Origin of the sequence: Parabacteroides johnsonii DSM 18315 (genome assembly GCF_025151045.1) — a bacterium.
Lineage (GTDB): Bacteria > Bacteroidota > Bacteroidia > Bacteroidales > Tannerellaceae > Parabacteroides > Parabacteroides johnsonii.
This window is the reverse complement of record NZ_CP102285.1, coordinates 432,129-456,630: the sequence shown is the minus strand read 5'-3', so window position 1 is coordinate 456,630 and position 24,502 is coordinate 432,129. Positions and strand designations below refer to the sequence as shown.

Here is a 24,502-nt window from a genome sequence, read left to right as displayed (position 1 = left end):
GGTTTACCAATATCTAACATACATATTAATTATAACCAGGATTTTGCGTAAGCGCACCACCGGTAGCATCTATTTCTGTTTGAGGGATCGGCCACAAAACATTGTGGTCTTTCACATTCATTCCAGGAGCCTGCGGATTATTGTTATACTTTCGCAGATATTCAAGGAATTTGCCAGTGCGACGCAAAACAACTTCACGAAATTCTTCCGTATATAATTCGCGGATTCGTTCATCCAACAAATAATCAATAGTAACATCGCCTACTGCTACTGGCTTAGCATTTGCACGTGAACGGACAACATTGATATCATCTGCTGCTTTTTGCATTTCACCTAACTGAATATAAGCTTCTGCCCGATTTAAATAGGTTTCTGCCAATCGCATAAAGTAACAATCCTTCCATGTATATCCTCCACCACTACGAAGGGGTTCTGCTTGGATATGACAAGGATCGCCAACCTTTCCGATCCAATAAGGATATATAAAATTACAAGTATCTTTCATCGGATTACGACCATTTGTTTCATAACTACCCCACAAAGAGAAATCTATGACTTGTCCATTATAAGGCGATTCCGGATTTTGGAAATAATAAGTACGCTTAATATTATGAGGTGCATTTCGAATATCATTATCCCAATCAGAAGCCCAAACTTCATGAGTCACATGATATGTCGGACGTGACCAAGAAACCGGACGGCTTAACGTATCACTATATCCAGTATATTTACCGTCAATAAATTCACCTAATATACAAGCGTATCCAGCTGGGTCATTTCCCAAAGAATAATAACGAGGGCCATGACGACGAGGACCGTTATTTTGTCCTCCACCACCCGATACATTTGAACCCTGAGGACCATTGCCTGTTCCTCCTCCCCCTGACAGGTTAGCACCAAACTGAGCTACCCATATCGCCTCTTTATTTTCACTCAGATTTTGATTACCATACGCAAACAAATCTAAGAATACATCACCTGTTTTAAAGACATCAGTTGTCGCCCCGAAACGCTCAGTCATCAATCGATAACCAAAATCATCTATCACATGTGTAGCAGCTTCAACCGCTTCTTTATATTTACCCTCTTGTAAATAAACCTCTGACAACAAATGGTAGGCAGCACCTTTTGTAACACGTCCTTTTTCTTCTTCCTTACCAGGATCTGGCAAATGTTGAGTAGCAAAAAGTAAATCACTCTCCACTTGAGCGTACACATCTTTTAATGATGTACGAACAAATTCTGTTTTAGGAACAGTCACCGCATCAACCAACAGAGGAACATCTCCATAAAAAGAAGTAAGTAAACGATAAGCATACGCACGGAAAAACAAAACTTCTCCCTTATATAATGCTCGCTGTTCAGGACTATCCCAACCTGTCGTTTCTTCCTCATCTATATAAAGTAACAACTCATTAGAACGACTGATCAGAATATACATATTCTTCCACAATTTATAAAACAAACTATTGGAAGGGGTCAATACTTCATATGTTACACCTCCTGGATTTTCCCCATTGTAACTGACATCAGCCATTGAACTGTAAAAATAGACAATAGCATCATCTCCATAATACAACACGTCGCGCAAATAACTGTGAAGTCCATTTATTCCTAATTTAATACCCGATGCTTCCGAATAGGCATTTTCCGAAGATAAAAAGTCTAACGGTTTCTCTTCCAAAAAGTCATCATTACACCCGAACAAACCTCCCAAAAAGAACGCTACTGCTATTAATTTAGAAAAGATCGTATTTGATATAAAATTGTATTTCATAATTCCATCTATTTAAAGTGATAACTTAATTCCAAATTGCAAACTACGAGTCAATGGAAATGCTGTATATTCAGGATCCCATCCATCCCAACCTGTAAACGTATACAAATTTTTTCCTGTTAAAAACAGCTGTAACTGACTAATGACTCCTGTCTTTTGTAACAACTTCTTATCGAATGAATACATCAAAGACACATCCTGAAGACGGACAAATCCTCTATTTTGATAAATACTTGTAGATATCGGCTGATTTCTAAACAAAGCAAGTCCCTCATTGGAATGGTTTTCCGGTGTCCAATATTCTCTGATAGCCGGTTGATTCAAACGAACTACATAATCTGAACTATTATCCGGAGCCAAAAGACCATTGCCTCCCATATAATAGCCACCTCCGCCCAACATTGAGTTCAGCATAAAGTACAAAGACCAATTTTTCCATGTCAATGTATTGCTAAAACTGAAACGGCAATTAGGATTCTTATTACCGATAATCTTACGATCATGTTCAGCATCAATCTTACCATCACCATTCAAATCAGCAAATTTCTGTTGCCCTGGATACCAACCTTCATAAATCTTACCGGAATACAAATCTTCCTCTTGCCAAACACCTTGCATTTCATAAGAATAGATAGCACCTATCGATTCACCGACAAACCATCCATTCGTCAAATCTTGTGTTGTTCCATCACCATACAAATCTGTAATCTTATCTCGATTCAATGAGAATGTAAAACCGGATGTCCAAGAGAAATTTTTATTCTGGATATTGACAGAATTCAGTTCGACTTCCACACCCTTATTATCAACACCACCTAAGTTTGCCCAAACCCAACTATATCCTGTGACATTCGGCAATGTTCGTTTTACCAAAACATCTGTTGTATGCGATTTATAGACTTCAAACGAACCATTTAAACGTTGATTAAAGAAACCGAAATCAATACCAAAGTTCCAAGACGAAGTACGTTCCCATTTCAAATCCTTATTAGCCATTTCAGAAGGATATAAAGAAATAACCCTATCATCATCATAATTATAAGCCCCCATTCCTAATTTAGCTAATGAGGCATAACGTCCAATACCCTGATTACCATTCTGTCCATAAGAAAGACGCAATTTCAAATATACATCCTCAAACGGATTAAAGTCTTCCTCTGAAATCACCCAACCAATAGAGGCAGAAGGCAATGTTACAAACTTATTATTACTTCCAAATCCCGAAAAGCCATCACGACGTACTGTACCTGTAAACAAATAACGATTTTTATAATTGTAACTAATACGTCCCATCAAACCCACATTGGATTCCTGCCAAGCTGTACTTTTTTCAGTAAACAATGTACCGATACCTAAATTATTATAACCTAAATTGTCCGTATCGAACGATTCTGCAATAGCAGTAGTCTTATCACCCCATCTTTTTTCCTTTGTATAAACAAATGTTGCATTCAATGAATGATCGCCAAATGTTCTTTGATAAGCAAAAATATGATTAAATAAATAAGCATTTTCATTCTCCGGCTCTTTTATAGCTTTACCATTATTAATAAATCCTCCATCCACATCTGACGGATAAAACGAATTATTATCTCGATGATACCGGGTAGTTGAATAATTAAAATCATAAGACAAGCCTTTAATAAAAGGAACATCAATACGCCCGTTCAAGGTCAAAAAGAGTGTATTTCGCAAATCTGAATTATCAATAGCCAAATATTGTAATGGATCTTTCATAGATGATTCTGTTGCCAACTCCAGACGATGATATCCTGGTGTATCAAAGTCATACGCGGCCAAAGGTGATGCTTTTGTTGCATAATCAAAATTAGCAGACACTCCCGAATAATCACGATGGGAGAAGTTAATGTTTGCACCGATTTTCAACCAATCAGTCACCTTTGTATCGACCTTCGCATTGAATGTATAACGCTTAAATTGATCATTTAGCAACAGACCTTCTTCATCATGATAGGCTCCCGATAAATAATAATTCACATAATCTGAGCTGCCAGAAACACCGATATTATAATCTTGCGTCAAACCAGTCTGCATAACCTTGTCTATCCAATCAATATCATACGCTGCTCCCGAAAGATAGCTATCTTTTTCTTCTTGAGATCTCAGATAATAAGCATTAGCTTCTCTACTCGACAAATCCGGATAAGCAGGACGACCTACATCGCTTGTCGGATTTGTTTTATACCACGCACGTAAATCCTGTTGATAGGCATAATCAGCCAAGCGCCTTGTATATTCTTCTGCATTCATATAATTTGCACTATGATTAGATGCAGACTGTGTCCCTATAGACATATTAAATGAAACTTTCGGTTTCTCAGTTTTTCCTTTTTTAGTTGTAATCAAGATTACGCCATTGGCCGAACGAGCACCATAGACAGCCGCTGCACTTGCATCTTTCAAAATATCAATACTGCTTATGTCATTTACATTGATATCGGACATTGCCCCATTGTAAATAATGCCATCCAAGACAATCAAAGGATTTTGAGAAGCAGAAAATGAAGTTGTTCCACGAATACTCAGACTTACATCCTCCCCAGCATATCCGCTTTGAGCCGTATTGACACCTGCTGTAGACCCAACAAGTGCCTGAGATAAACTTGTATTAGCAACTGCAGGAGATTCTTCCAAATTCACCCTTTTCACTGCGCCTGTCAAGTCTTTCTTTTTCATGGTTCCATATCCGACAACCACTACTTCTTCCAATGTTTCGGTATCTTCCCGGAGTGTTATGGTATAGGACGCCTGATCATTGATTTTTATTTCTTGAGAGACATATCCTATATAAGAAACTATTAACGTTGCACCAGGTGCAACGTTAAGGACGAAGCGTCCTTCCGAATCAGATATAACACCGTTCATTGTTCCTTTTTCCACAATGTTCGCTCCGACTACCGGGCCGAATGCATCCAAGACAACACCTGTGATCTTCTTTCCCTCTTGAGTGGCTTTTGTTTCCTCTGCCTTTTTCTCCGTTATTATAATATTCTTATTATAAATCTTAAAATCACAATCCGGCAGAATCAATGCCAATATCTCCGATATATTTTTATCTTCGGCATTCACAGTGACTCGCTTGTTCGTGTTAATAACCTTGTCATTATAATAAAAAGTAAACTCACTCCTACTCTCTATTCCTTTTAGAACATCTTTGACAGTAGAGTTTTCCATGCTTAGGTTTATCCGAGTACTTTGTGCATAAGACTCTGTAGCAGAAACCCTAAATAGCATAACGGTTAACATAATCAGGACTAATTTCATAATCCGAACATTTTTGTGTGTTAAGAAAGGGTACAAAACATCCTTTCCATTAAAATTATTCATATTTTTACATGGATTTTTTTGTTAGACTTTATCGCCGAACTCCGCCAAGAGAAGCGATAGGTTAATAAAATTCTTGAATAGGTGGATGTTGCCGCATTCACCTATTGCATTAATAATACTTACATCATTCCTCCTTTCTCATATTTTTATTATTTTTAAGGTTAATACTTCGCTTTTATACTATTTTGGTATAATATATACTTTTCCATTTTTCATCTCGTACCTGATAGGCGCTATGAGACTCATTGCCTCCATCACCTCTTCGATGCTCTCCTGCCGGATCGTGAAAGAAAGGTGAGTGGAAGCAGCAAACTGCTTCGGGCATTCGATATCCATATTATAGCGTCCCTCCATACTGATCAGGATATCAGCCAGACAGTCGTTGTCGAACACCAGGCGATCCTTGATCCAGTCGGCATACAAACCGACTTTCGCTTCTTCGACAGAGGCGATCTGATCCGATTTACGATATCTGAACAGTTCATTCGGTTTCAAGTAAACCGGATCTTTCAAAGCTTTTCCCGATATCTTCACACTGCCGTTCAGCAAAGCGGTCTCTACAAATTCACCGGAAGAATAGCTATCGAGATCGAAGCAAGTACCCAAGACCTCCACGTCTATCTCTCCCGCCTGTACGACAAAAGGCTTTTTCGCATCTTTCGCCACCTCGAAATAGGCTTCTCCTTCTAAAGAGACGAACCGCCTGTTACCGGTAAATTGATTCGGATAAGTCAGTTTGGTTTCCGAATTCAGCCAAACCACTGATCCGTCGGGCAACGTGAACCGCCCCTTGCTTCCTTTTGCTGTTATCAATTGGTTTTGTACGATGACATCCGAAACGGAATGCTCCCTCCAACTACCGATGCCATAACCTATTCCCAACAAAAGCAACAATACGGCAGCAACCCGCGTCCAACGCAAAACCACCGATAACGTTTTTCTCTCCGTAAGCGATTCCTTTTCCATCCGGCCCTGCTCCAGCAAGATACGGTCTTTCAGTTTCTCCAAAGCGATATCGACCTCCAACTCGTTTCCGGCTGCAACATTACAAGACAGCCACAAGTCACGGGTTACAGCAAAATCATCCCGATTACCGTCCGATTGTTTCAGCCACCGAAGCAGCAACATCTTCTCTTCCAGCGCTGCCGAGCCATCCAGATAACGGATTATGATTTCGTTGATATCGTTTGTACTTTCTTTCATTTACAGATTCATTTATTAGTAATACAAAAAAAGAAGTTTTTACCCTACCTCCATTCTACAAAAAAATTATGTTTCTTTTTATTCTCCAGCATGAAACTTTATTTTCTAGTTATGGAAACTTTTGTTTCATCCGAGGAAAATAAAGTTTCACGAAAAGAATTTATCTGAAACTTTTGTTTCATGCAAGAGATTTGTTTGAAACTTTTGTGTTACCCTCCTACTGTCTAATGAGAAAGACAAGTGACAGCCAGCACCAACAAAGGGAATAAGTCCTTTTGGACAAGATGCTCCTTCAAGCCGTAAAGAGCTTTACTTATCTGCTTTTCAACCGCCTTGATGCTAATATCCAGTTGTTCCGCAATCTCGCGGTTTTTCAAACCGTAGCTCCGGCTGAGCATAAATACTTTACGGCATTGAGGGGGAAGCGTGTTTATATAAGACATGATTTCTTCTTCCAGTTCTTTCAATAATAAGCTTTGCTCGGAATTTTGCATATAAGAAGTGACATACTGATCCAAAATGTCTGCTTCCCTTGCCGGCTCCAAGGTACATACATCCTGCTGCTTTTTATTCAGCGCATTCAAGGCATGCGTATAAACCGCCCTGAAAAGATAGGACTTCACAGCAGCGTCTTCAAAACGAATGCTTTCACGCCGTTGCCACAGTTCAAAAAAGACATCCTGCACGATATCTTCCGACAGATCTTTGTCGTTAACAAAACGGAAAGCATACGCTCGCAAGGGCTTGTAAAAGCGTTTGAACAAAGCCTCCAACGCCGTAAAATCTTGAACATATCTTTCTGATGACATGAGCTTATTATTTTATGAAAGACAAAAATACGGATATTTTTCATTTAATGCCGGCAGAAGGGGAATATTGATAATTCTATAAGCGATATTGCCATTTACAATGCAACCATATTTATGTATCTTTGCAATATCAATTATAAAAGGAAACAATATGACACCGATTGAATTAACAAAAGCGGAATTTATACAGCGAGTAGGAAACTTCGAAGAAAACCCCAAAGATTGGAAATATGTAGGAGACAAGCCTTGTATCGTAGACTTTCATGCCCCCTGGTGCGGCTATTGCAAACGTCTGGAGCCGATACTCGACGAATTCGCAAAAGAATACGACGGAAAACTCTACATCTATAAAGTAAATGTAGACAACGAAGAAGAACTGGAAGCCGCTTTCAAGATCCGGACGATCCCGACTTTACTCCTCTGCCGTATGGATGGGAATAAAGAGATGATGCTCGGCACGATGGGGAAACCGGAACTTCGCAAAGTGATCGAAGGCATCTTATAATATATCTTCAGAAATTAGGATATAGAAGGTATGAATCAGGAAAGCCAAACGCTAATTCTGATTCATACCTTCTACTTTTATACGGATCGAGCCCGGAGTCCGTTGGAAGCAGGAACAAAATAGATTCAAATCATTCGTCTTTTGCATCAACTCTTGTAATATCCGGCATTCCTCATCCGACCATGTTTCATAATGACGAGGATATTGCTTACGAACTCTCATTATCGACTCGGAAACGTCCGTTTTCTTGACCCCCAGTTGCCGGATACGCTCTTTGAAACCGGCCATCTCTTCATTCGTACAGTGGTTTACAGGTTCGGCATCAAAGAAACCCGGACAATTCTTATTCCCGACCTGAGCCTGTTTCGTTACAGAGACAGGAATAGGCTCGAAAAGAACGGACTCCGGTTCTATTGCGTCCAACTCCTTTCTTAAGTTTGAAATATGCTTCGTTGCTTCCGGAGAAATCAGTTTCACGGAACATTCATGACGGGAATAAATCCCATTTCTACTTGCAGAAAGCCAGTTAAAGGAACCTTCCACCAATACCGAATCATCAATTGCAAGCGATTTATTATGAATGCCTTTCAACAAAATCAACTTAATCCCGTTTTCAACTAAAGCCTTCCGACCGGCATCGGCCTCTTTCCCCAACAAACCGGTTTGTTTGTCACAATCCAAGCGGAAGTCCGAATACACCACGACTTCCACACCCCGCTCCACCGTTTCCCGCATTAGGGGAATAAGGTGATCATGTTCGATCGCCCGGATCGATATAAAAGGAGATACGATCAGTAACTTTTTTGTCGCTTCTTTAAAGGCTTGCCGCAACAAACCGGTGTGTTCCTCCAATGTCGATAAACGTTCGGCCGGCTGATAGCGACAAAGCGGTTCCTGTTGCCGATAGATAAAATTGCCGGACACTTCGTTCGCCGGATCGTCAAACAACCATTTTGCCAGGTTACCGACGGGTGTATTCTGTTCAGGATGGAATATATTCATATTCCCGAACACCAGGAAATGATACTGCGCACGCGAAACAGCCACGTTGAGCATATTGTACTTTCCACCTTGTTCCATAAAATAAGAAGCATCACCGGGAGAATTGACCGATGAAAAGATCACGACCGGGCACTGCGCCCCCTGTAAAGAGTGAACGGTACCGATCGTCATACCGGCAAACGCTTCCGCCTCCGGCGACCGTTCTGCAAAGCGACGGATCGTTTCTTCCTGCGCTTTAAAAGGAGTGACTATCGCCACTATTTTACAAACCGGATTTTTGTAAGCGTTTTCCAGATTTCCCTTTTCTTTCTCCAGCCAGGAGACGATTGCGGCCGCCTCCGCCTTGTTCAATACACTGCCCGTCGCTCCCTTTTCACTAACTCCGTTTACATGGACATACCCTTTAGGTGGCAGGTCTTTATACTTCACCTTGTTTCCTTTCTTCGGCAGCAAACGGCCATGATACACATAGTCGTTGCAATAAGCAATGATCGGATCGAGGCAACGTCTGTGTTCGGTCAGGAAGGCGCCTCTTTCGCCGGCGACCTCGAAATTGCAACTCTTCCGCGCCATCTTCATGATGCTTCCGGATGAGGAAAGGAAACCGTTCTCATGCAGGAACATATACCGATCATCAAATTCGGAAGAAATCAGGCCGAAACGTTGCAGATTGATACTGGAATATTCGTCCGAGATGGACCATATCGGTTCGATCTGCTCCACGTCTCCCACCAAAATGGCTTGCTTGGCAAGGCTGAAAGACGGAATAGCCAGTTCAGGAGACACCTGCCCTGATTCATCCACGATCAACAAATCGATCGCATCATAGAGCGGCGCATCCCACTCTCCATTGTCCACACAAACCATGTATTTCGGCAAAGAATGGAAAGTCGAAATAAAGACAGGCATCACACAGGCCAAACGTTTCAGCCGTTCGGTATAGTCCTCACGACCACGCGTCTCTCCTTCTTTGTCACATTCGGCCAACCGGCGGATGAACTCGGCTTCCCGGTCATGGATGGCATACCAGAACAAGAGATAACGGTAGCTGATATCCAGCCGTACCGCCATATCTTCCGTATAAGGAAGGGATTTATATTCTGAGTTGACAATCAACTTGTCATAGCGTTCTTTAAAATCTGCCGTCTGCTCCCAGTCGCTTATCATAGCTTCATAGCTCGGAAGTTTCTGAAATTTACGGAGCAGTCTACTCAGGAAACCTTTATCCGCCATCTCTTTTCCATACTGTTTGAGAGAGGCTACATTCAAGCAGGTTCCAATCTCATCCCGTATCTTCTTCATTTTCTTGCGAAGGAAGCGCTGACACTCAACTTCATTCTGACAGGATGCCTGAAAAAAACGATTGAAATGTTCCAAATAGAATCCACGATATTCTTCCAGCCGGGCAGGATCGTCATAATCATTTGGAAAGCCGTCACCTTTCGTATTGAACATCATTTTGTACTGGTCCTTCTGCTCGTCTTTACCGGAAAGATACAATCCCAACGTATCCAAACCGGGCAGCCAGCGGAGAGTCAGCAGATTTACAGGCTTACCGTCAGAAGGCTGTTCGACCTTGAAATCTTTCAGAATATTGGTTATCGCCTGGTTATTGGCCGAACTGGCTACAATGATATCCGGATCATCAGGATGCTCCAGCACGGTATGGACGATCCGGTTGGCAATTACTGTCTGCAAAAAAGTTGTTTTGCCTGTTCCCGGAGGTCCGTTAACTGCAAAAATATCGGAACTGCCCGGTTCTGTATACATGGCAAGCGTCTCACGTTGGGAAACAGACAACGGGAACTCGCCACTCATCTGTGCCCAATGGGTTCTATTGCAATAGACTTGCTGTTTTTCCGGTACCGGTAGCAATGTTTCCTGCTTTTTACGGATCAGAAGTTCCAGTAATGGGTGGGAAGATTTACTTTCCAATAGTTTGTCATACAGGTTGATGATCTTTTGTGCCATTCCACGTCCGGGAGCTTTCACGACGATGATTTCAGGCTTGTCGGCATAGTTCATTTCACGGAAAGTCAAGCCGGTCGCATCCTGAAACAAGGTTTCGCAAGCACTCCAGTATTTCTTCCAATCCGTCTCTTCGGTATCGAACTCGCTCAAAAGCCGGTCCACATTCGAAAGAGAGGCAACAGTCCTGTCATTGCGTGCATTCGGAGATAGAAACTTACGAACAAAAACCGGAATACGTTCAGACTTATTGTCACAGACCTGAAAAGTTCCGTCCGGCAATAATGTCGCGGAAATCAGAAAGGGATATTCCGGGGCATTCTGCCTGGAAGTCCATCCGTTCTCGTACTCAGGAAGAAAGACACAAGGAGCAATCTGTATTTTACGTTTCTCGTCATTCTCCTTTTGCTTCCCTTTGGGGAAAAGCAAGGGAATATCTTTACGAAGTATAAATTCCGGAAGCTTATCACCAATCCGCAATGTAACCCGCGCTTCTTTCGTTAGCGACCTGCTCCTTCGTTCGGCATCCAGCAGGCAGTTTTTCCAGTATTTCAGTAGTTTTTTGTCCATTCGATCAGTAAGCCGTTGTGTTGCCTCTTTTTATTTCTTTTCCCGGACGGTTATATGAAAACAACCTTGCTTGCGTTCGTGTTTGACATAGCAGCGCTCTTCCCTTTTCAAATCGCGCAAAACCATTGCCAATACCATTTTCAACCGGTCCTTGTCTATATTCAGGGTATCGCTTTCGTCTACTTTAGTATAGCGAACCCAGGAGACATCGAAGGTCGTTCCGTAGCGGTGAGCCGAGTTTTGGGAAGAATTGGTATTTCTTTTTTTCAGGTTCTTGACATCATCGACCGTGCGGGTGACACTGGTCACTTTGACTTTATAGATCGAAGCATTCAGATTACGCAAGGAATCCTGGAAATTATGTCCGATATCTTCCAGCAACTGTGCCGCCGAAGGGATCAGATATGGGATGGAATGCGTCAGCTTTTCCACTTCATAATATTCGTTGGTTTCGATCTCCTCCATCTCCTTTTTTACTTTTTCCGCTTCTTCACGATTCGATGCAGGTTGAATACCGATACGTTTCGCTTCGGCCAGATGTACATCGTTCAGATCCTTGAAATCACGGTTATAGCTCCCATTATACCAGATACGTTTCAACTCGCCGCGTTCTTCCTTTTTTCCACAAGACGAACATAACACTGCCACCGAGCAAGCAGCCACTATCAACCAAATACTAAATACTATCTTTTTCATTATTTCTCTTTTATATGGAAACAAAAGTAACCAAGATTCACTGATCTCAAAATATTTATGACTATTTTTGTGAATCCGAATATAAACTAAACAAGGATATAATGTATGGAAGCACTGGAATTAAGATTATCACTTATTGAACAATTGAAAACAATTGACGACGTAAAGCTGTTGACACAGATCAAAAATCTGATCAGCCTTGCGACAGAAAAGAAAGAAACGCGCTATCCGGCACAAATGACGCTGGACGAATTAAAAGCTGTGTTGAAGAAATCAAGAGAAGAATCAAAAAAAGGATTAGGTATGACAACGGAAGAATTACGTAAACGACATCCACTATGCGAATAATAATAAAGTGGTTACCTCAAGCCATTGCCTTACTTGACAACATTTACAGATTTTACAGTGAAAAGAGCCAGACCGCAGCTATCCGTTTATACAACAGACTATTGGATTCTGCCGAACCCTTACGTGTTTTCAAATAATCTTCATGAAGCGACAACAAAATTCCTCACAATTTATTTTTACATAAAGAATATTACTAATTTTGTCTGCCTGAACGAGAGTGGCAGAAAATTCACGGCAAAGGCAAAACTAAAACAAATTGAATGATTGAACGAATTTATATTCTTGAGAGCGTAGATCCAGTTATATTCTACGGAGTAAACAATGTCAACATGCAGTTGATAAAGACGTTGTTCCCTAAACTGCGCATTGTGGCAAGGGGAAATGTGATGAAAGTGATCGGAGACGAAGACGAGTCGGAACTCTTTCTCAAGAAAATTCGCGAGGTAGAAAAATATTGTGAGGAATTCAACTCGCTGAGCGAAGATGTCATACTGGACATCATCAAAGGCAAAGCCCCGGTGATCACCAAGCAAGAGAATCTGATCATCCACGGGATGAACGGAAAACCGATCGTCGCCCGCACGGAAAACCAGCAACGTCTTGTCAAAGCATTCGAAGAAAACGATCTCGTTTTTGCCACAGGCCCCGCCGGGACTGGCAAGACATTCATCGCTATAGCTCTTGCCGTAAAAGCACTTAAAAACAAAGAAATCCGCAAGATTATCCTAAGCCGTCCGGCAGTGGAGGCCGGTGAAAAATTAGGATTTCTCCCCGGTGAGATGAAGGACAAACTCGATCCATACCTCCAACCTCTATATGACGCCCTGCAAGACATGGTACCGGGAGCCAAATTGAAGGAATATATGGAAAACAATGTGATCCAGATCGCCCCCCTCGCTTTTATGCGCGGACGGACGCTGAACGATGCGGTCATCATCCTCGACGAAGCGCAGAACACGACGACACACCAGATCAAGATGTTCCTCACCCGTCTCGGAATGAATGCCAAAATGATCATTACCGGCGATGTGACACAGATCGACCTGCCGCCGACAGCCACCTCCGGACTCGTACAGGCCATGCAAATCCTGAAAGGCGTAAAAGGAATCGGCAAAGTCGAATTCGAGAAAAAGGACATCGTCCGCCATAAGCTCGTCCAACGTATCGTAGAAGCCTACGACAAATTCGACAGCAAACAACCCCGTAAGAGCGGTTCGCGAACCGCCCCCGCCGACACAACGAACAATATTAATAACAGTCAGGACGCCCCATAAGCGCCCCATAAAAACAAAGGTATGAAGAAGGCATTAACAAAAACAGACTTCAATTTTCCAGGACAAAAGAGTGTCTATCATGGTAAAGTACGCGACGTGTACAACATCAACGACGACGTATTGGTGATGGTTGCGACAGACCGCATCTCGGCATTCGACGTAGTCCTGCCGGAAGGTATCCCCTACAAAGGACAGATGCTGAACCAGATCGCTGCCAAATTCCTGGATGCGACTACCGACATTTGCCCGAACTGGAAACTGGCGACTCCCGATCCGATGGTGACCGTAGGCGTGATGTGCCAGGGATTCCCCGTTGAAATGATCGTACGCGGTTACCTCTGCGGAAGCGCATGGCGTGCTTATAAGAGCGGCGTACGCGAAATCTGCGGTATAAAACTACCGGAAGGTATGCGTGAAAACGAACGTTTCCCCGAACCGATCGTTACCCCGACGACAAAAGCCGAGATCGGTGAACACGATGCCGACATCTCCAAAGAAGAAATCCTGGCCCAGGGCCTGGCTACTCCGGAAGAATACGAACTGCTGGAAAAATACACGCTCGCACTCTTCAAACGCGGTACGGAAATCGCTGCTGAACGCGGCTTGATCCTGGTCGACACGAAATATGAATTCGGCAAACATGGCGGCAAGATCTACCTGATGGACGAAATCCATACACCGGACTCTTCCCGCTATTTCTACAGCGAAGGCTACGAAGAACGTTTTGCCAAAGGCGAACCGCAGAAACAACTCTCCAAAGAGTTCGTACGCGAATGGCTGATGGAAAACGGTTTCCAGGGCAAGGCTGGCCAGAAAGTTCCTGAAATGACTCCGGCTATCGTAGACGGTATCAGCGAACGCTACATCGAACTGTATGAACACATCACAGGCGAAAAGTTCGAAAAAGGCGATACGGACAACCTCCTTTCCCGTATCGAAAAGAACGTAACCGAATATCTCAACAAATAAGGTAAACGGATATGACGAAGTACGGTTCAGAACAGGTTCTACCCTACAACAACGAGGAGCACAAAACGACACAAGTCAGGCGCATGTTTGACTCCATCGCTGGTACATACGACCAGCTGAACCATACGCTCTCGCTGGGCATCGACAAAATATGGCGCAGGAAAGGAATTGCTTTCCTGCGTCCTTTTTCTCCCGCCTCGATCCTCGATATCGCCACAGGCACGGGAGATCTGGCTATCTCCATGCACCGCCGCCTGAAAGCCGACCGTATCATCGGAGCCGACATCTCGGAGGGCATGATGGAAGTCGGACGGCAGAAAGTCGCCGAAGCGGGATTGTCGGACCACATCACGTTCGAGTACCAGGACTGCACGGCATTGACCTATCCGGACAACTCGTTCGACGCTGTCACCGCCGCATTCGGAGTACGGAATTTCGAGAACATAGAGCAAGGGATCGCCGAGATGTACCGGGTACTGAAACCGGGAGGCCATCTGATGATCCTGGAACTATCCTCGCCGGTGCATTTCCCGATGAAGCAACTCTACAACATCTATTCGAAAGTCGTGATCCCTACCGTCGGACGCCTGCTCTCAAAAGAGCATACAGCCTACAGTTACCTGCCGGCCTCCATCAAAGTCGTTCCGCAAGGGAAGGTAATGACCGACCTGCTCAGCCGGGTAGGTTTCAGCGAAGCCCGTTCGCGCACTTTCACTTTCGGCATTTGTTCGCTATACACGGGCAGTAAGAGCGGTTCATGAACTGCCCTAACAATATGAATCATCTTAAATTTACAGATCATGCAAAAATATGGTTTAATTGGCTATCCCCTCGGACACTCTTTTTCAAAGAATTACTTTAACCAGAAGTTCGAATCCGAGAAAATCGATGCAACTTATCTGAACTTCGAGATCCCGAACATCAAAGATCTGAAGACCGTATTAAAAGAGAACCTGGAATTGAACGGTCTGAATGTCACTATCCCTTACAAGGAACAAGTCATTCCCTACTTGGATGATCTGGACGAAGACGCCCGCCTGATCGGAGCCGTCAACGTCATCAAATTCACAAAAGGCCTCTTCGGTAAAAAACTGAAAGGCTACAACTCCGATATCATCGGTTTCAAGCGCTCCATCGAGCCGCTCCTAAACGAGACACATCGCAAAGCCTTGATCCTGGGGACGGGAGGCGCATCGAAAGCTGTCTTCCACGGATTGAAACAATTGGGTGTCGGCGCCACGCTGGTTTCCCGTAAACCGAAAGATCACTGCATCACCTACGAAGAAATCACTCCGAAGACGATGGAACAGTACACCGTCATCGTCAATACGACCCCGTTAGGGATGTACCCGAATATCAATGCCTGCCCGGACATCCCTTACGATCTGCTCACTCCGGACCATCTGTTGTACGACCTCTTGTACAACCCGGATGAAACCCTCTTCATGAAGAAAGGCAAAGAAAAAGGAGCCATCGTCAAGAACGGGCTCGAAATGCTCCTGCTGCAAGCGTTCGCAGCTTGGGAGATCTGGCAGAAATAAAGCATTGCTTTACGACTCCTAACCCATAGCTTTAGAAGGCGTAACCCTATGGGTTAGGATATATATACCGATACTGAAAAAAAACGATTCAACTCCGGGTTAATACGAAATCGGGGGTAACGAGGTAGTTCAACCGGTAAACCGTCCCTTCTCCCGTACGGGTTTCATAGACGGTAAAACTCCCTTTCTCCGCATACGGGAACGGACAGACATGCAGATGGCGAAGGAAATCGACCTCTTCATAACCGACCATTTTAAAAAGAGTCTCTTTCGCACACCAATGGAGCAACAGATGTTCCGTCTCGTACTCCTTGTCGATACCCGCCTCTTCTTCGGGATTCATAAAACGACTGCGTATCCTCGACACCCTCTCGGAACGGTATTCGATGTCGATGCCGGCGGCAGGATGATCCTGTAACAGAACGGCAGCATAGCCTTTCGTATGGGAAATGCTGATATGCAAAGACGAGCCGGATAGGTAAGGCGCACCGTTCGGATGGTAGGCTATAAGGGCCGATCCACCCGTAAGTTCCTGCAAAAGGACACGGCTGGCAAGCCATTCCCGGCGGCGCTGCTCCGTACGGATCAGCTCCAGCTGCGGCAGATATTCTTTCCTATTCTGCAAAAGGGCAAAAAGCACCTCGGAAGGTTCCTCGATCTTCCAGATACCCCACAACGGACCGGTATGTTTCATCAGGAGAGGCATTATTTCTTCCACTTAAAAGATTGGATCAGTTCTACGATATCCTGTTTCAAATATCGGGTGACGGGAGCCAACGAATCTGCATTCGGGATACAATCATAATACAAAGCTCCCCGGAAAAAGCGTGAGACACTGTCTGTCAACATAAATTGCAGCGGCGAAGCGGATTCGCCATCCAGCATGAAAAGCGAGCCATACACCGAAGCCTCCGGATGACTGTACGCCTGCACCTTGATCCGTTCCGGATATTTCGCCTGCCGGACCACCAACGCGCGACATTCCTCCTCCGCCCTACCCAGCGTAGCCGGAGTGACAGGAAAATAGCTGCAATAGAGCTTCACATTCAACTGCGGATAAGAAAGATTGATCCACCCTGCCGGATTCCCGGCAGGAGGCAACTCCACCTCCGCCCATCTGGAAAGCCGGAAAGTATAAGGTAAATCCTCCACCGGAAGTGTCTGATAGGAAGGGACAGGTGGTTCGATGCGGAAATAGCCGCGTGGCTTCGGTGTATATTCCGTGCAGGAAACACACAAGGCCAACAGCAGCCCCCCTACTATGCCGATCGACGCACGCATTACTCCTCCTGCCGGCCCTTTCCTTGGTCCGAAATACGGTTGAACTTGACTTTCAGGATACGGCGGTTATCAATCTCCAGAACCTGGAAACGATAGTCGTCATATTCGATGATCTCGCGACGACGCGGGAAGTCCCCTTTGATCTCCAACAGAAGGCCGGCAAGGGTTTCGACCTCCTCCGTCAGTTTACCGAATTCGGTAGGATCGGCATCGATCACACGGAAAAAGTCGGTCAGCAATATCTTGGCTTCAAAAATAAGACTACCGTCCGCCAAGCGGATAAACTGCTTTTCATCTTCGTCATATTCATCGGAAATCTCGCCGACAATCTCTTCCAGGATATCCTCCATCGTCACGATGCCGGAAGTGCCGCCAAACTCGTCCACCACGATCGCCATATGGATCTTGCTGGTACGGAATTCCTCCAGGAGATCGTCGATCTTCTTCGTCTCAGGCACGAAATAGGCCGGACGGATCAAGCTCTGCCAACGAAACGTGTCAGGCTTCTCCACATACGGCAAAAGGTCTTTGATATACAGGATGCCCTTGATATTATCCTCCGAATCGGCATAAACCGGAATACGCGAATAACCGGATCGGATGATAAAATCGACCACGGTGCGGAAACTCGTCTTGATATCGATATCCTCCATATCCAGGCGGGGAGTCATGATCTCGTCGGCAGTCTTGTTGTAGAATTTGATGATCTCCGAAAGCATCTCCTTTTCTTCCGGCATTTCGGTGGAAGTGAGTTCCAATGCTTTGGAAAGTTCGTCGACCGAAAGATCATACTTCTTCTTGACCAACGCCTTGTTGATGACGCTGGTCGACGTAACCAATATTTTCGAAAGCGGCCGGCAGATGCGCTCCACGATATTCAGCACGGGAGCCGAACTGCGCACGAACCGCAGCGAGTTTTTCTGTGCGTAAATCTTCGGCATGATCTCGCCAAACAACAAAAGGAGAAAGGTCAGGACGATCGTCTCCAGGATAAAGCCCAACATCGGAGCGGATGAGAAATTGACGATCGCGTTGATACCGTAGGTACAAAGCATAACGACAGCCACATTCACAAAGTTGTTGGCTATCAGAATAGCGGCGAGCAGGTACTCGGAACGGTCCAGCAAACGCTGGATTAATAGGTCGGAAGGCGCATTCTCCTCCCGGATGTCATTGATATCACCCGGGGTTAACGAGAAAAATGCCACTTCGGAAGCCGACACGAAGCCGGAAACCAACAGCAGAAGAATTGCAAGGCTTAACGCTATTACAGGGCCTGCTGTGAGCGCCTGTATGGTAACCTGGTCGAATAAGCCCGATAAATAATAGTCAGAGTCCAAGGGGAACAGTATTAGTTAAACAATATCAGAACGGAAGATCGTCCGCACTGTTGGAATCTAAAGATGTGTCCGGTTGTCCGGATGCAGGTTGCTGGTAGCCTGTCGCCTGCTGGTATCCAGTAGATGGCTGGGCGGTCTGAGGTTGTGTTCCTGTCATTCCCGTACCGGAAGCGTTGTCACGATTCATACCCGAACCGGTGCTGTAAAATTCGACACGGTCGGCATGGATTTCCGTCACATACCGCTTCACGCCGGACTGGTCGTCGTAACTACGCGTACGAATCTTGCCTTCCACATAGAGTCCGGAACCTTTCTTCACCCATTTTTCAACAAAGGAAACCAAATCACGACGAACGACCACATTGTGCCATTCCGTACGTTCCGGAACAACCGTACCATTGGCCAACGTATAACCTCTCTCGGAAGTAGCAAGCGGGAAGTTAGCAACAGCAGCGCCACTATCAAAGTAACGTACTTCCGGATCACGTCCGACATTGCCGATCAATATAACTTTATTCAATGACATAGCTCTATTTTTTTATTAATCCCACAAATGTACATAAAAAACCGACTTCTTCCGTTTCCTATAAAGGAAAAATAAAATTCACTGGTGGCTTCCGAAGAACGCGACAAAAGTTTTCAGCTAATTCATTTGCATGAAAATAAATTTTCACTGGCGGGAAAATTTATTTTCACCAGCAGGAAAATTTTGTTTCATGCCGAAGAAACTAAACTTTCCCTATAATCTTTTCCAAATAAATCTGTATCAAACGAGGGACAGCATACTGTTCGATCTCTTTTCCCGATACAGCGATAAACTGCTGCAACGCATCCCCCTCCCGCTCTATCTCTATCCGGTAGAAAGTCGCATACAGGATCTGATGGGACAGGACATGTTTCACCCCCTGCAAATCCACCGAAACATTCAGCCAGCCCGCTCCTTCGAACAAACGGCGAAAGGCATCCGTCGTCTGTAACTCTGCAAAATCCATCGCCTTGTCCGTTTCGATAAGCGGAAACTCGTAAAGCCCTTCCCAAATATCTTTCCCTTTCCGACGGGCCAACCAGGTTTTTCCTTTATATATAATGTATAAGTAATGAAAATACCGGTCACGCGTCTTGGTCTTCTTTTGTTTCACCGGATAGGTCTGCACATCACCTGTCCCGTAAGCCGCACAGCGTTCTTTCAGCGGACAAGCCTCACAATCCGGATTTTGCGGCACGCATTGCAAGGCCCCCAATTCCATTATGGCCTGGTTGTGTTGTCCGGCATACCGCGGGTCCATCACCAAGCCTGCCAGTTCCGTAAAGGCTTTTTTCCCTCTGGGCGTATCGATCGGAGTATCTACCGCAAACAGGCGCGAAAGCACTCGGAAGACATTCCCGTCAACAACCGGATACGGCTGGTTCCATACAAAAGAAACGATGGCTGCCGCCGTATATTCCCCTATCCCTTTCAAAGAGATCACATCCTCATAGCGTCCTGGAAATATTCCGTCGAAACGCTCCATAATATCTTTTGCCGCGGCATGCAGGTTACGGGCGCGACTATAATAACCAAGCCCCTGCCAATATTTCAACACCTCATCTTCCTCCGCCGAAGCCAGCGAAGCCACATCCGGAAACCGTTCGGTAAAACGGAGAAAATAGTCCATTCCTTGCACCACCCGTGTCTGTTGAAGGATTATCTCGGATATCCAGATGATATAAGGGTCGGAAGACTCCCGCCAGGGTAGCTCTCTTTTATGTATTCGATACCAGTCACGCAACAAACGGCTGGTTTCTAATTCGTTTTCTATCTGCGACATACAGTTCTTTTTTTGCCTCTTCAAAACTTGCAACTAATTGATTACTGCAAACATACACAGTTCTAACGAATTGTAAGGAAACTTTTTTCTTAAAATTTGGTTGGCAATTCTTTTTCCACTTAAATAAAAAGCTATATATTTGCATTCCAAAAAATTAATAGGTCCAAATCAATTATTTAATTAATTTATAGACATGACTAAAGCAGATATTGTTAGCGAAATTTCAAAAAGCACTGGCATTGACAAACAGACAGTGTTGAGCAGCGTAGAATCTTTTATGGATATCGTAAAAAGTTCATTGTCTCAGGGCGAAAACGTATACCTGAGAGGTTTTGGAAGTTTCGTGATTAAAAAGAGAGCCCAGAAGACAGCTCGTAATATTTCAAAAAATACTACGATCATCATCCCGGAACATAATATTCCGTCATTCAAGCCGGCTAAGACTTTCCTGAATGAAGTAAAGTAATTTAGTTATTATAGTTTAATTTAAAATTTTAAAACAATGCCTAGCGGAAAGAAAAGAAAAAGACATAAGATGTCTACGCACAAGCGCAAAAAGAGACTAAAGAAGAATAGACATAAGAAGAAATAAGTCTATTTGAGTAACTCTGAAGAACAAACTTAATAAGAGACCTTTTAAGTTTGTTCTTTGCGTATTTAATAAGGTCTCACATTTTAACACCTCTTTTTATAGTGATTAGTGAATTAGTAGTTGATGTACAACCCAAAGAGGTATCTATAGCCGTACTGGAGGATAAGAACCTTGTTGAGCTCCAAAAGGAAGCCCGCAACGTCTCTTTTGCCGTCGGCGATATATATCTGGGCAAAGTGAAAAAACTGATGCCGGGTTTGAATGCTGCTTTCATTGATGTAGGTTATAAAAAGGATGCATTTCTTCACTATCTGGACTTAGGTCCTAATTTCAACACCCAGCAGAAATTCCTCAAACAAACATTAGGAGAACAAAAGGGAGATAAGAAACTCCCCGTCATCTCCAAAATGCAGTTGCTTCCCGAAATCGAAAAAGACGGAAGTATCAGCAATGTGCTCAAAGTCGGACAGGAAGTGCTGGTGCAGATCGCCAAAGAGCCGATTTCAACAAAAGGTCCCAGACTGACTTCCGAACTTTCTTTTGCCGGAAGATACATCGTGCTGATACCGTTTGCCGATAAAGTATCGGTTTCCACAAAAATCAAATCGAGCGAAGAGCGTGCCCGTCTACGCCAACTCATCCAAAGTATCAAACCGAAGAACTTCAGCGTAATCGTACGCACCTCTTCGGAAGGGAAGCGCGTTGCCGAACTCGATCATGAATTGAAGACATTACTGAAACGTTGGGAAGAGAACATTCCTAAGATCACCAAAGTAAAAGCTCCTGCACTCATCTACGAAGAAACGGCAAGAGCAGTGGCTTTGTTGCGCGACATTTTCAATCCCTCTTTTCAGAACATTTATGTGAACGATGCGGACATCTATCACAATATCCGCGATTATGTCAGCCTGATTGCCCCCGGACGGGAAGAAATCGTACAACGGTATACCGGCGAACTTCCCATCTTCGACAACTTTGCAATCACCAAACAGATCAAGTCCCTATTCGGACGCACCGTCACGTACAAAAGTGGAGCCTATTTGATTATCGAACACACGGAAGCCATGCACGTTATCGACGTAAACAGCGGGAACCGCTCAAAGGGCAGCGATGCCCAGGAAAAAACGGCGATCGACGTGAACACGGCAGCGGCAGACGAAATTGCCCGCCAATTACGTCTACGCGATATGGGTGGCATTATCGTAGTCGACTTCATCGATATGTCAGAAGCAGCCAACCGGCAGAAACTGTATGAACACATGCTGAAAGCGATGTCGGGTGACCGGGCAAAACATAATATTTTGCCGCTGAGCAAATTCGGCCTGATGCAGATCACCCGTCAGCGTGTCCGTCCGGCAATGGATGTCGATACATCCGAAGCCTGTCCGACCTGTTTCGGCACAGGCACCATCAAACCCTCTATCCTGTTTACCGACAGCCTGGAAGGAAAGATCGACTGCTTGGTCAACAAACACAACGTGAAGAAATTCGCCCTGCACGTACATCCTTATGTTGCAGCATTTATTAAGAGTGGAAGATTCCCGCTCAGTTGGAAATGGAAACTGAAATACTCGATGGGTATTAAAGTGATTCCGAATCAAAGTCTGGGCTTCTTGGAGTACAAATTCATAGACTCCGACAAGAATGAACTGGACATGATGGAAGAGAAAGAAATCAAGTAACATAAAAGTCCCCGGATCTCATAAAAGTTCGGGGACTTTTTTTAATGAAAGAAAAAACGATGAAACATTTTTATATTTGGCTATGGCTGCTCATACTGGTTTGCGGCAGCTGCACAAAAGAGACACATGAGTTGAGCGTATTGCATTTGAACATCTGGATGGAAGGAACAGTCGTCGAAAACGGCTTCGAAGCTGTTGCGGATGAAGTAGTCCGGATAAATCCGGATATCGTGATGTTCAGTGAAGCCAGCAACAAGGAAGGCGCATTGTTCGTCCCCCGTATGCTAGATGCTTTGCGCGAGAGAGGGAAAATCTATTATGGACAAGGCAGCTCGCTGGACGTCGCATTGCTGTCCAAATATCCCATACTGGAACAAACAGAAAATATCCCACACAAAGACCGAGTACTAAGGACCCGTTTAGATGTGAACGGCAAACAGGTAGTAGCCTATACTGGGCATTTGGATTATACGCATTATGCCTGTTACCTGCCACGTGGATATAGCGGTGTGACATGGAAGAAACTGGAAGCTCCGATAACAGACAAGGCAGAAATCGAAAAGGCCAATAAAGAATCCTTGCGTGACGAATCCATCCGACTCGTGATAGAAGACGCCAAAAAGTCAGATGCCGATTTCGTGATCTTAGGCGGTGACTTCAACGAACCTTCCCACTTGGATTGGACGGAAGAAACGAAAGGGCTTTGGGATCACAACGGGGCGATAGTCGATTGGGACTGTTCCAAACTATTATACGAAGCCGGCTTCCGCGATGCCTATCGCGTCAAATATCCGAATCCGATCACCCATCCCGGCTTTACTTTCCCTTCGGACAATCCGGACATGCCGGTCGAACGGCTAACTTGGGCGCCTGAAGCGGATGAACGTGACCGCATCGATTTCATCTACTACATACCGGCAACCGGTTGGGAAGTGAAAGACGCCGTCATTGTCGGCCCCAAATCTTCCATTATCCGCAGCCAACGTGTCGAAGAGGACAGCCAGGATGTTTTCTCAACTCCGGCAGGTGTTTGGCCGACGGACCATAAAGGGGTGTTGATCAAGTTCAAATTCTGATCTCATTGGGGAAGGGCTGTATCATTTAATACCGCCCTCCTTATACCGGCGGTTTACGAATTCCGCAATGCGTTCGTATGCCTTAGCGATATGTATATTCACGGTCTTTTCACTGATTCCTAAAACATCAGCGATTTCCCGATTCTTTAATTTATCGGAGAGGACAAGACGAAAAACCTCTCTACATTTTGGCGGCAATGAATCGATCGCTTGTTGGACCAACGCTTGGTACTCTTCATCCATCAAACTTTTTTCCGGTGTATCCGAATCCGGGATCAACTCGATCTCATACAAAGAGAAGGGATCCTTTTCCTGTACATACCCCCTTCTCAGATAATGCAAAGCCTGGTTTTTCACCGATATATACAAATAGCGTTCCGGTTCTTTCACATGGGACAATGTTTCTCGCTTTTGCCAAATAACAGTAAAAACATCCAGAATAGCTTCTTCAGCCAGCTCACGAGAGTTCAGATAGTAATAAGCCACATGGAACAGGCGCCGGGAATAAGTTTCAAACAATAACCGGAACGCCGCTTCATCTCCCTTCACTACTTTCCCAAAAAGAGATATGATACTCTCCTCTTCCATCTCAGATACAGTCCTTTTATAATATAATTAGTCAGTAAATGTAGTTAAAATTTCTTCAAGACACTGCCTAAAGATAAAAATGTTTCTTCTCATGAGTTCGATTTTGTAAGATCAAACAGCCTTCC

21 protein-coding genes are annotated in these 24,502 nt (G+C 44.4%); 9 read left to right on the top strand and 12 right to left on the bottom strand.

Going from position 1 to position 24,502, the window contains the following annotated elements; genetic code table 11:
* Window positions 1–25 precede the first annotated feature (25 nt).
* The 4 genes from NQ564_RS02065 to NQ564_RS02050 form a co-directional block, all read right to left on the bottom strand.
* Window positions 26–1,777: a RagB/SusD family nutrient uptake outer membrane protein gene (locus NQ564_RS02065; protein ID WP_008148957.1), complete on the bottom strand. Its 1,752-nt coding sequence runs from the start codon at window positions 1,775–1,777 to the stop codon at window positions 26–28.
* Window positions 1,778–1,789: 12 nt separating this feature from the next.
* Entirely contained in the window at window positions 1,790–5,062 is a 3,273-nt protein-coding gene (locus NQ564_RS02060) for a SusC/RagA family TonB-linked outer membrane protein (RefSeq protein WP_227963206.1), read from the bottom strand.
* A gap of 243 nt (window positions 5,063–5,305) precedes the next feature.
* Window positions 5,306–6,328, bottom strand: a complete 1,023-nt coding sequence (locus NQ564_RS02055) for a FecR family protein (protein ID WP_008148963.1) — start codon at window positions 6,326–6,328, stop codon at window positions 5,306–5,308.
* 224 nt (window positions 6,329–6,552) lie between these two features.
* Window positions 6,553–7,137 carry an RNA polymerase sigma-70 factor gene (locus NQ564_RS02050; protein ID WP_008148965.1) on the bottom strand — a complete coding sequence of 195 codons (585 nt, stop codon included), beginning with the start codon at window positions 7,135–7,137 and terminating at the stop codon, window positions 6,553–6,555.
* A gap of 151 nt (window positions 7,138–7,288) precedes the next feature.
* Between NQ564_RS02050 and NQ564_RS02045 the strand changes: the two genes are divergently transcribed.
* Entirely contained in the window at window positions 7,289–7,642 is a 354-nt protein-coding gene (locus NQ564_RS02045; protein WP_008154802.1) for a thioredoxin family protein, read from the top strand.
* A 51-nt stretch (window positions 7,643–7,693) separates the two neighbouring features.
* Here the strand turns inward: NQ564_RS02045 and NQ564_RS02040 are convergent, their stop codons facing one another.
* On the bottom strand, window positions 7,694–11,182 hold the full coding sequence (locus NQ564_RS02040; protein WP_008148971.1) for an AAA domain-containing protein: 3,489 nt from the start codon (window positions 11,180–11,182) through the stop codon (window positions 7,694–7,696).
* A 30-nt stretch (window positions 11,183–11,212) separates the two neighbouring features.
* On the bottom strand, window positions 11,213–11,878 hold the full coding sequence (locus NQ564_RS02035; RefSeq protein WP_008148972.1) for a DUF5715 family protein: 666 nt from the start codon (window positions 11,876–11,878) through the stop codon (window positions 11,213–11,215).
* A 105-nt stretch (window positions 11,879–11,983) separates the two neighbouring features.
* Here NQ564_RS02035 and NQ564_RS02030 point away from each other — a divergent pair, with 105 nt between their 5' ends.
* From NQ564_RS02030 to NQ564_RS02010, 5 genes are all read left to right on the top strand, one after another.
* Window positions 11,984–12,226 (top strand): hypothetical protein, encoded by a 243-nt coding sequence (locus NQ564_RS02030; protein ID WP_008148974.1) that lies wholly within the window; start codon window positions 11,984–11,986, stop codon window positions 12,224–12,226.
* Window positions 12,227–12,486: 260 nt separating this feature from the next.
* Window positions 12,487–13,500, top strand: coding sequence for a PhoH family protein (locus NQ564_RS02025; protein ID WP_008148977.1), 1,014 nt, complete (start codon window positions 12,487–12,489; stop codon window positions 13,498–13,500).
* 21 nt (window positions 13,501–13,521) lie between these two features.
* Window positions 13,522–14,469, top strand: a complete 948-nt coding sequence (locus NQ564_RS02020; protein ID WP_008148979.1) for a phosphoribosylaminoimidazolesuccinocarboxamide synthase — start codon at window positions 13,522–13,524, stop codon at window positions 14,467–14,469.
* A gap of 11 nt (window positions 14,470–14,480) precedes the next feature.
* Window positions 14,481–15,230, top strand: coding sequence for a bifunctional demethylmenaquinone methyltransferase/2-methoxy-6-polyprenyl-1,4-benzoquinol methylase UbiE (gene ubiE / locus NQ564_RS02015; protein ID WP_008148980.1), 750 nt, complete (start codon window positions 14,481–14,483; stop codon window positions 15,228–15,230).
* Between the two features lie 39 nt (window positions 15,231–15,269).
* Window positions 15,270–16,010, top strand: a complete 741-nt coding sequence (locus NQ564_RS02010; RefSeq protein ID WP_008148982.1) for a shikimate dehydrogenase family protein — start codon at window positions 15,270–15,272, stop codon at window positions 16,008–16,010.
* Between the two features lie 88 nt (window positions 16,011–16,098).
* Here NQ564_RS02010 and NQ564_RS02005 read toward each other — a convergent pair whose 3' ends face one another.
* From NQ564_RS02005 to mutY, 5 genes are all read right to left on the bottom strand, one after another.
* Entirely contained in the window at window positions 16,099–16,716 is a 618-nt protein-coding gene (locus NQ564_RS02005; RefSeq protein WP_008148984.1) for a 4'-phosphopantetheinyl transferase family protein, read from the bottom strand.
* Window positions 16,716–17,291, bottom strand: coding sequence for a gliding motility lipoprotein GldD (gene gldD, locus NQ564_RS02000; RefSeq protein ID WP_008148986.1), 576 nt, complete (start codon window positions 17,289–17,291; stop codon window positions 16,716–16,718). The genes NQ564_RS02005 and gldD overlap by 1 nt, the downstream gene beginning before the upstream one ends.
* Entirely contained in the window at window positions 17,291–18,631 is a 1,341-nt protein-coding gene (gene gldE / locus NQ564_RS01995; RefSeq protein WP_008148988.1) for a gliding motility-associated protein GldE, read from the bottom strand. Before gldE ends, gldD begins: the two co-directional genes overlap by 1 nt.
* A 25-nt stretch (window positions 18,632–18,656) precedes the next feature.
* Window positions 18,657–19,157: a single-stranded DNA-binding protein gene (gene ssb / locus NQ564_RS01990; protein WP_008148990.1), complete on the bottom strand. Its 501-nt coding sequence runs from the start codon at window positions 19,155–19,157 to the stop codon at window positions 18,657–18,659.
* A 202-nt stretch (window positions 19,158–19,359) separates the two neighbouring features.
* Entirely contained in the window at window positions 19,360–20,439 is a 1,080-nt protein-coding gene (gene mutY, locus NQ564_RS01985) for an A/G-specific adenine glycosylase (protein ID WP_008148994.1), read from the bottom strand.
* Between the two features lie 193 nt (window positions 20,440–20,632).
* On the opposite strand from mutY, the gene NQ564_RS01980 reads away from it, so the two are divergent.
* From NQ564_RS01980 to NQ564_RS01970, 3 genes are all read left to right on the top strand, one after another.
* Window positions 20,633–20,905 (top strand): HU family DNA-binding protein, encoded by a 273-nt coding sequence (locus NQ564_RS01980; RefSeq protein ID WP_008148996.1) that lies wholly within the window; start codon window positions 20,633–20,635, stop codon window positions 20,903–20,905.
* Between the two features lie 227 nt (window positions 20,906–21,132).
* Window positions 21,133–22,713, top strand: coding sequence for an Rne/Rng family ribonuclease (locus NQ564_RS01975; RefSeq protein ID WP_008148997.1), 1,581 nt, complete (start codon window positions 21,133–21,135; stop codon window positions 22,711–22,713).
* A 59-nt stretch (window positions 22,714–22,772) separates the two neighbouring features.
* Window positions 22,773–23,789: an endonuclease/exonuclease/phosphatase family protein gene (locus NQ564_RS01970; protein WP_021862249.1), complete on the top strand. Its 1,017-nt coding sequence runs from the start codon at window positions 22,773–22,775 to the stop codon at window positions 23,787–23,789.
* Between the two features lie 21 nt (window positions 23,790–23,810).
* On the opposite strand, the gene NQ564_RS01965 is transcribed toward NQ564_RS01970, so the two are convergent.
* On the bottom strand, window positions 23,811–24,377 hold the full coding sequence (locus NQ564_RS01965; protein WP_008149002.1) for an RNA polymerase sigma-70 factor: 567 nt from the start codon (window positions 24,375–24,377) through the stop codon (window positions 23,811–23,813).
* Between the last annotated feature and the right edge of the window lie 125 nt (window positions 24,378–24,502).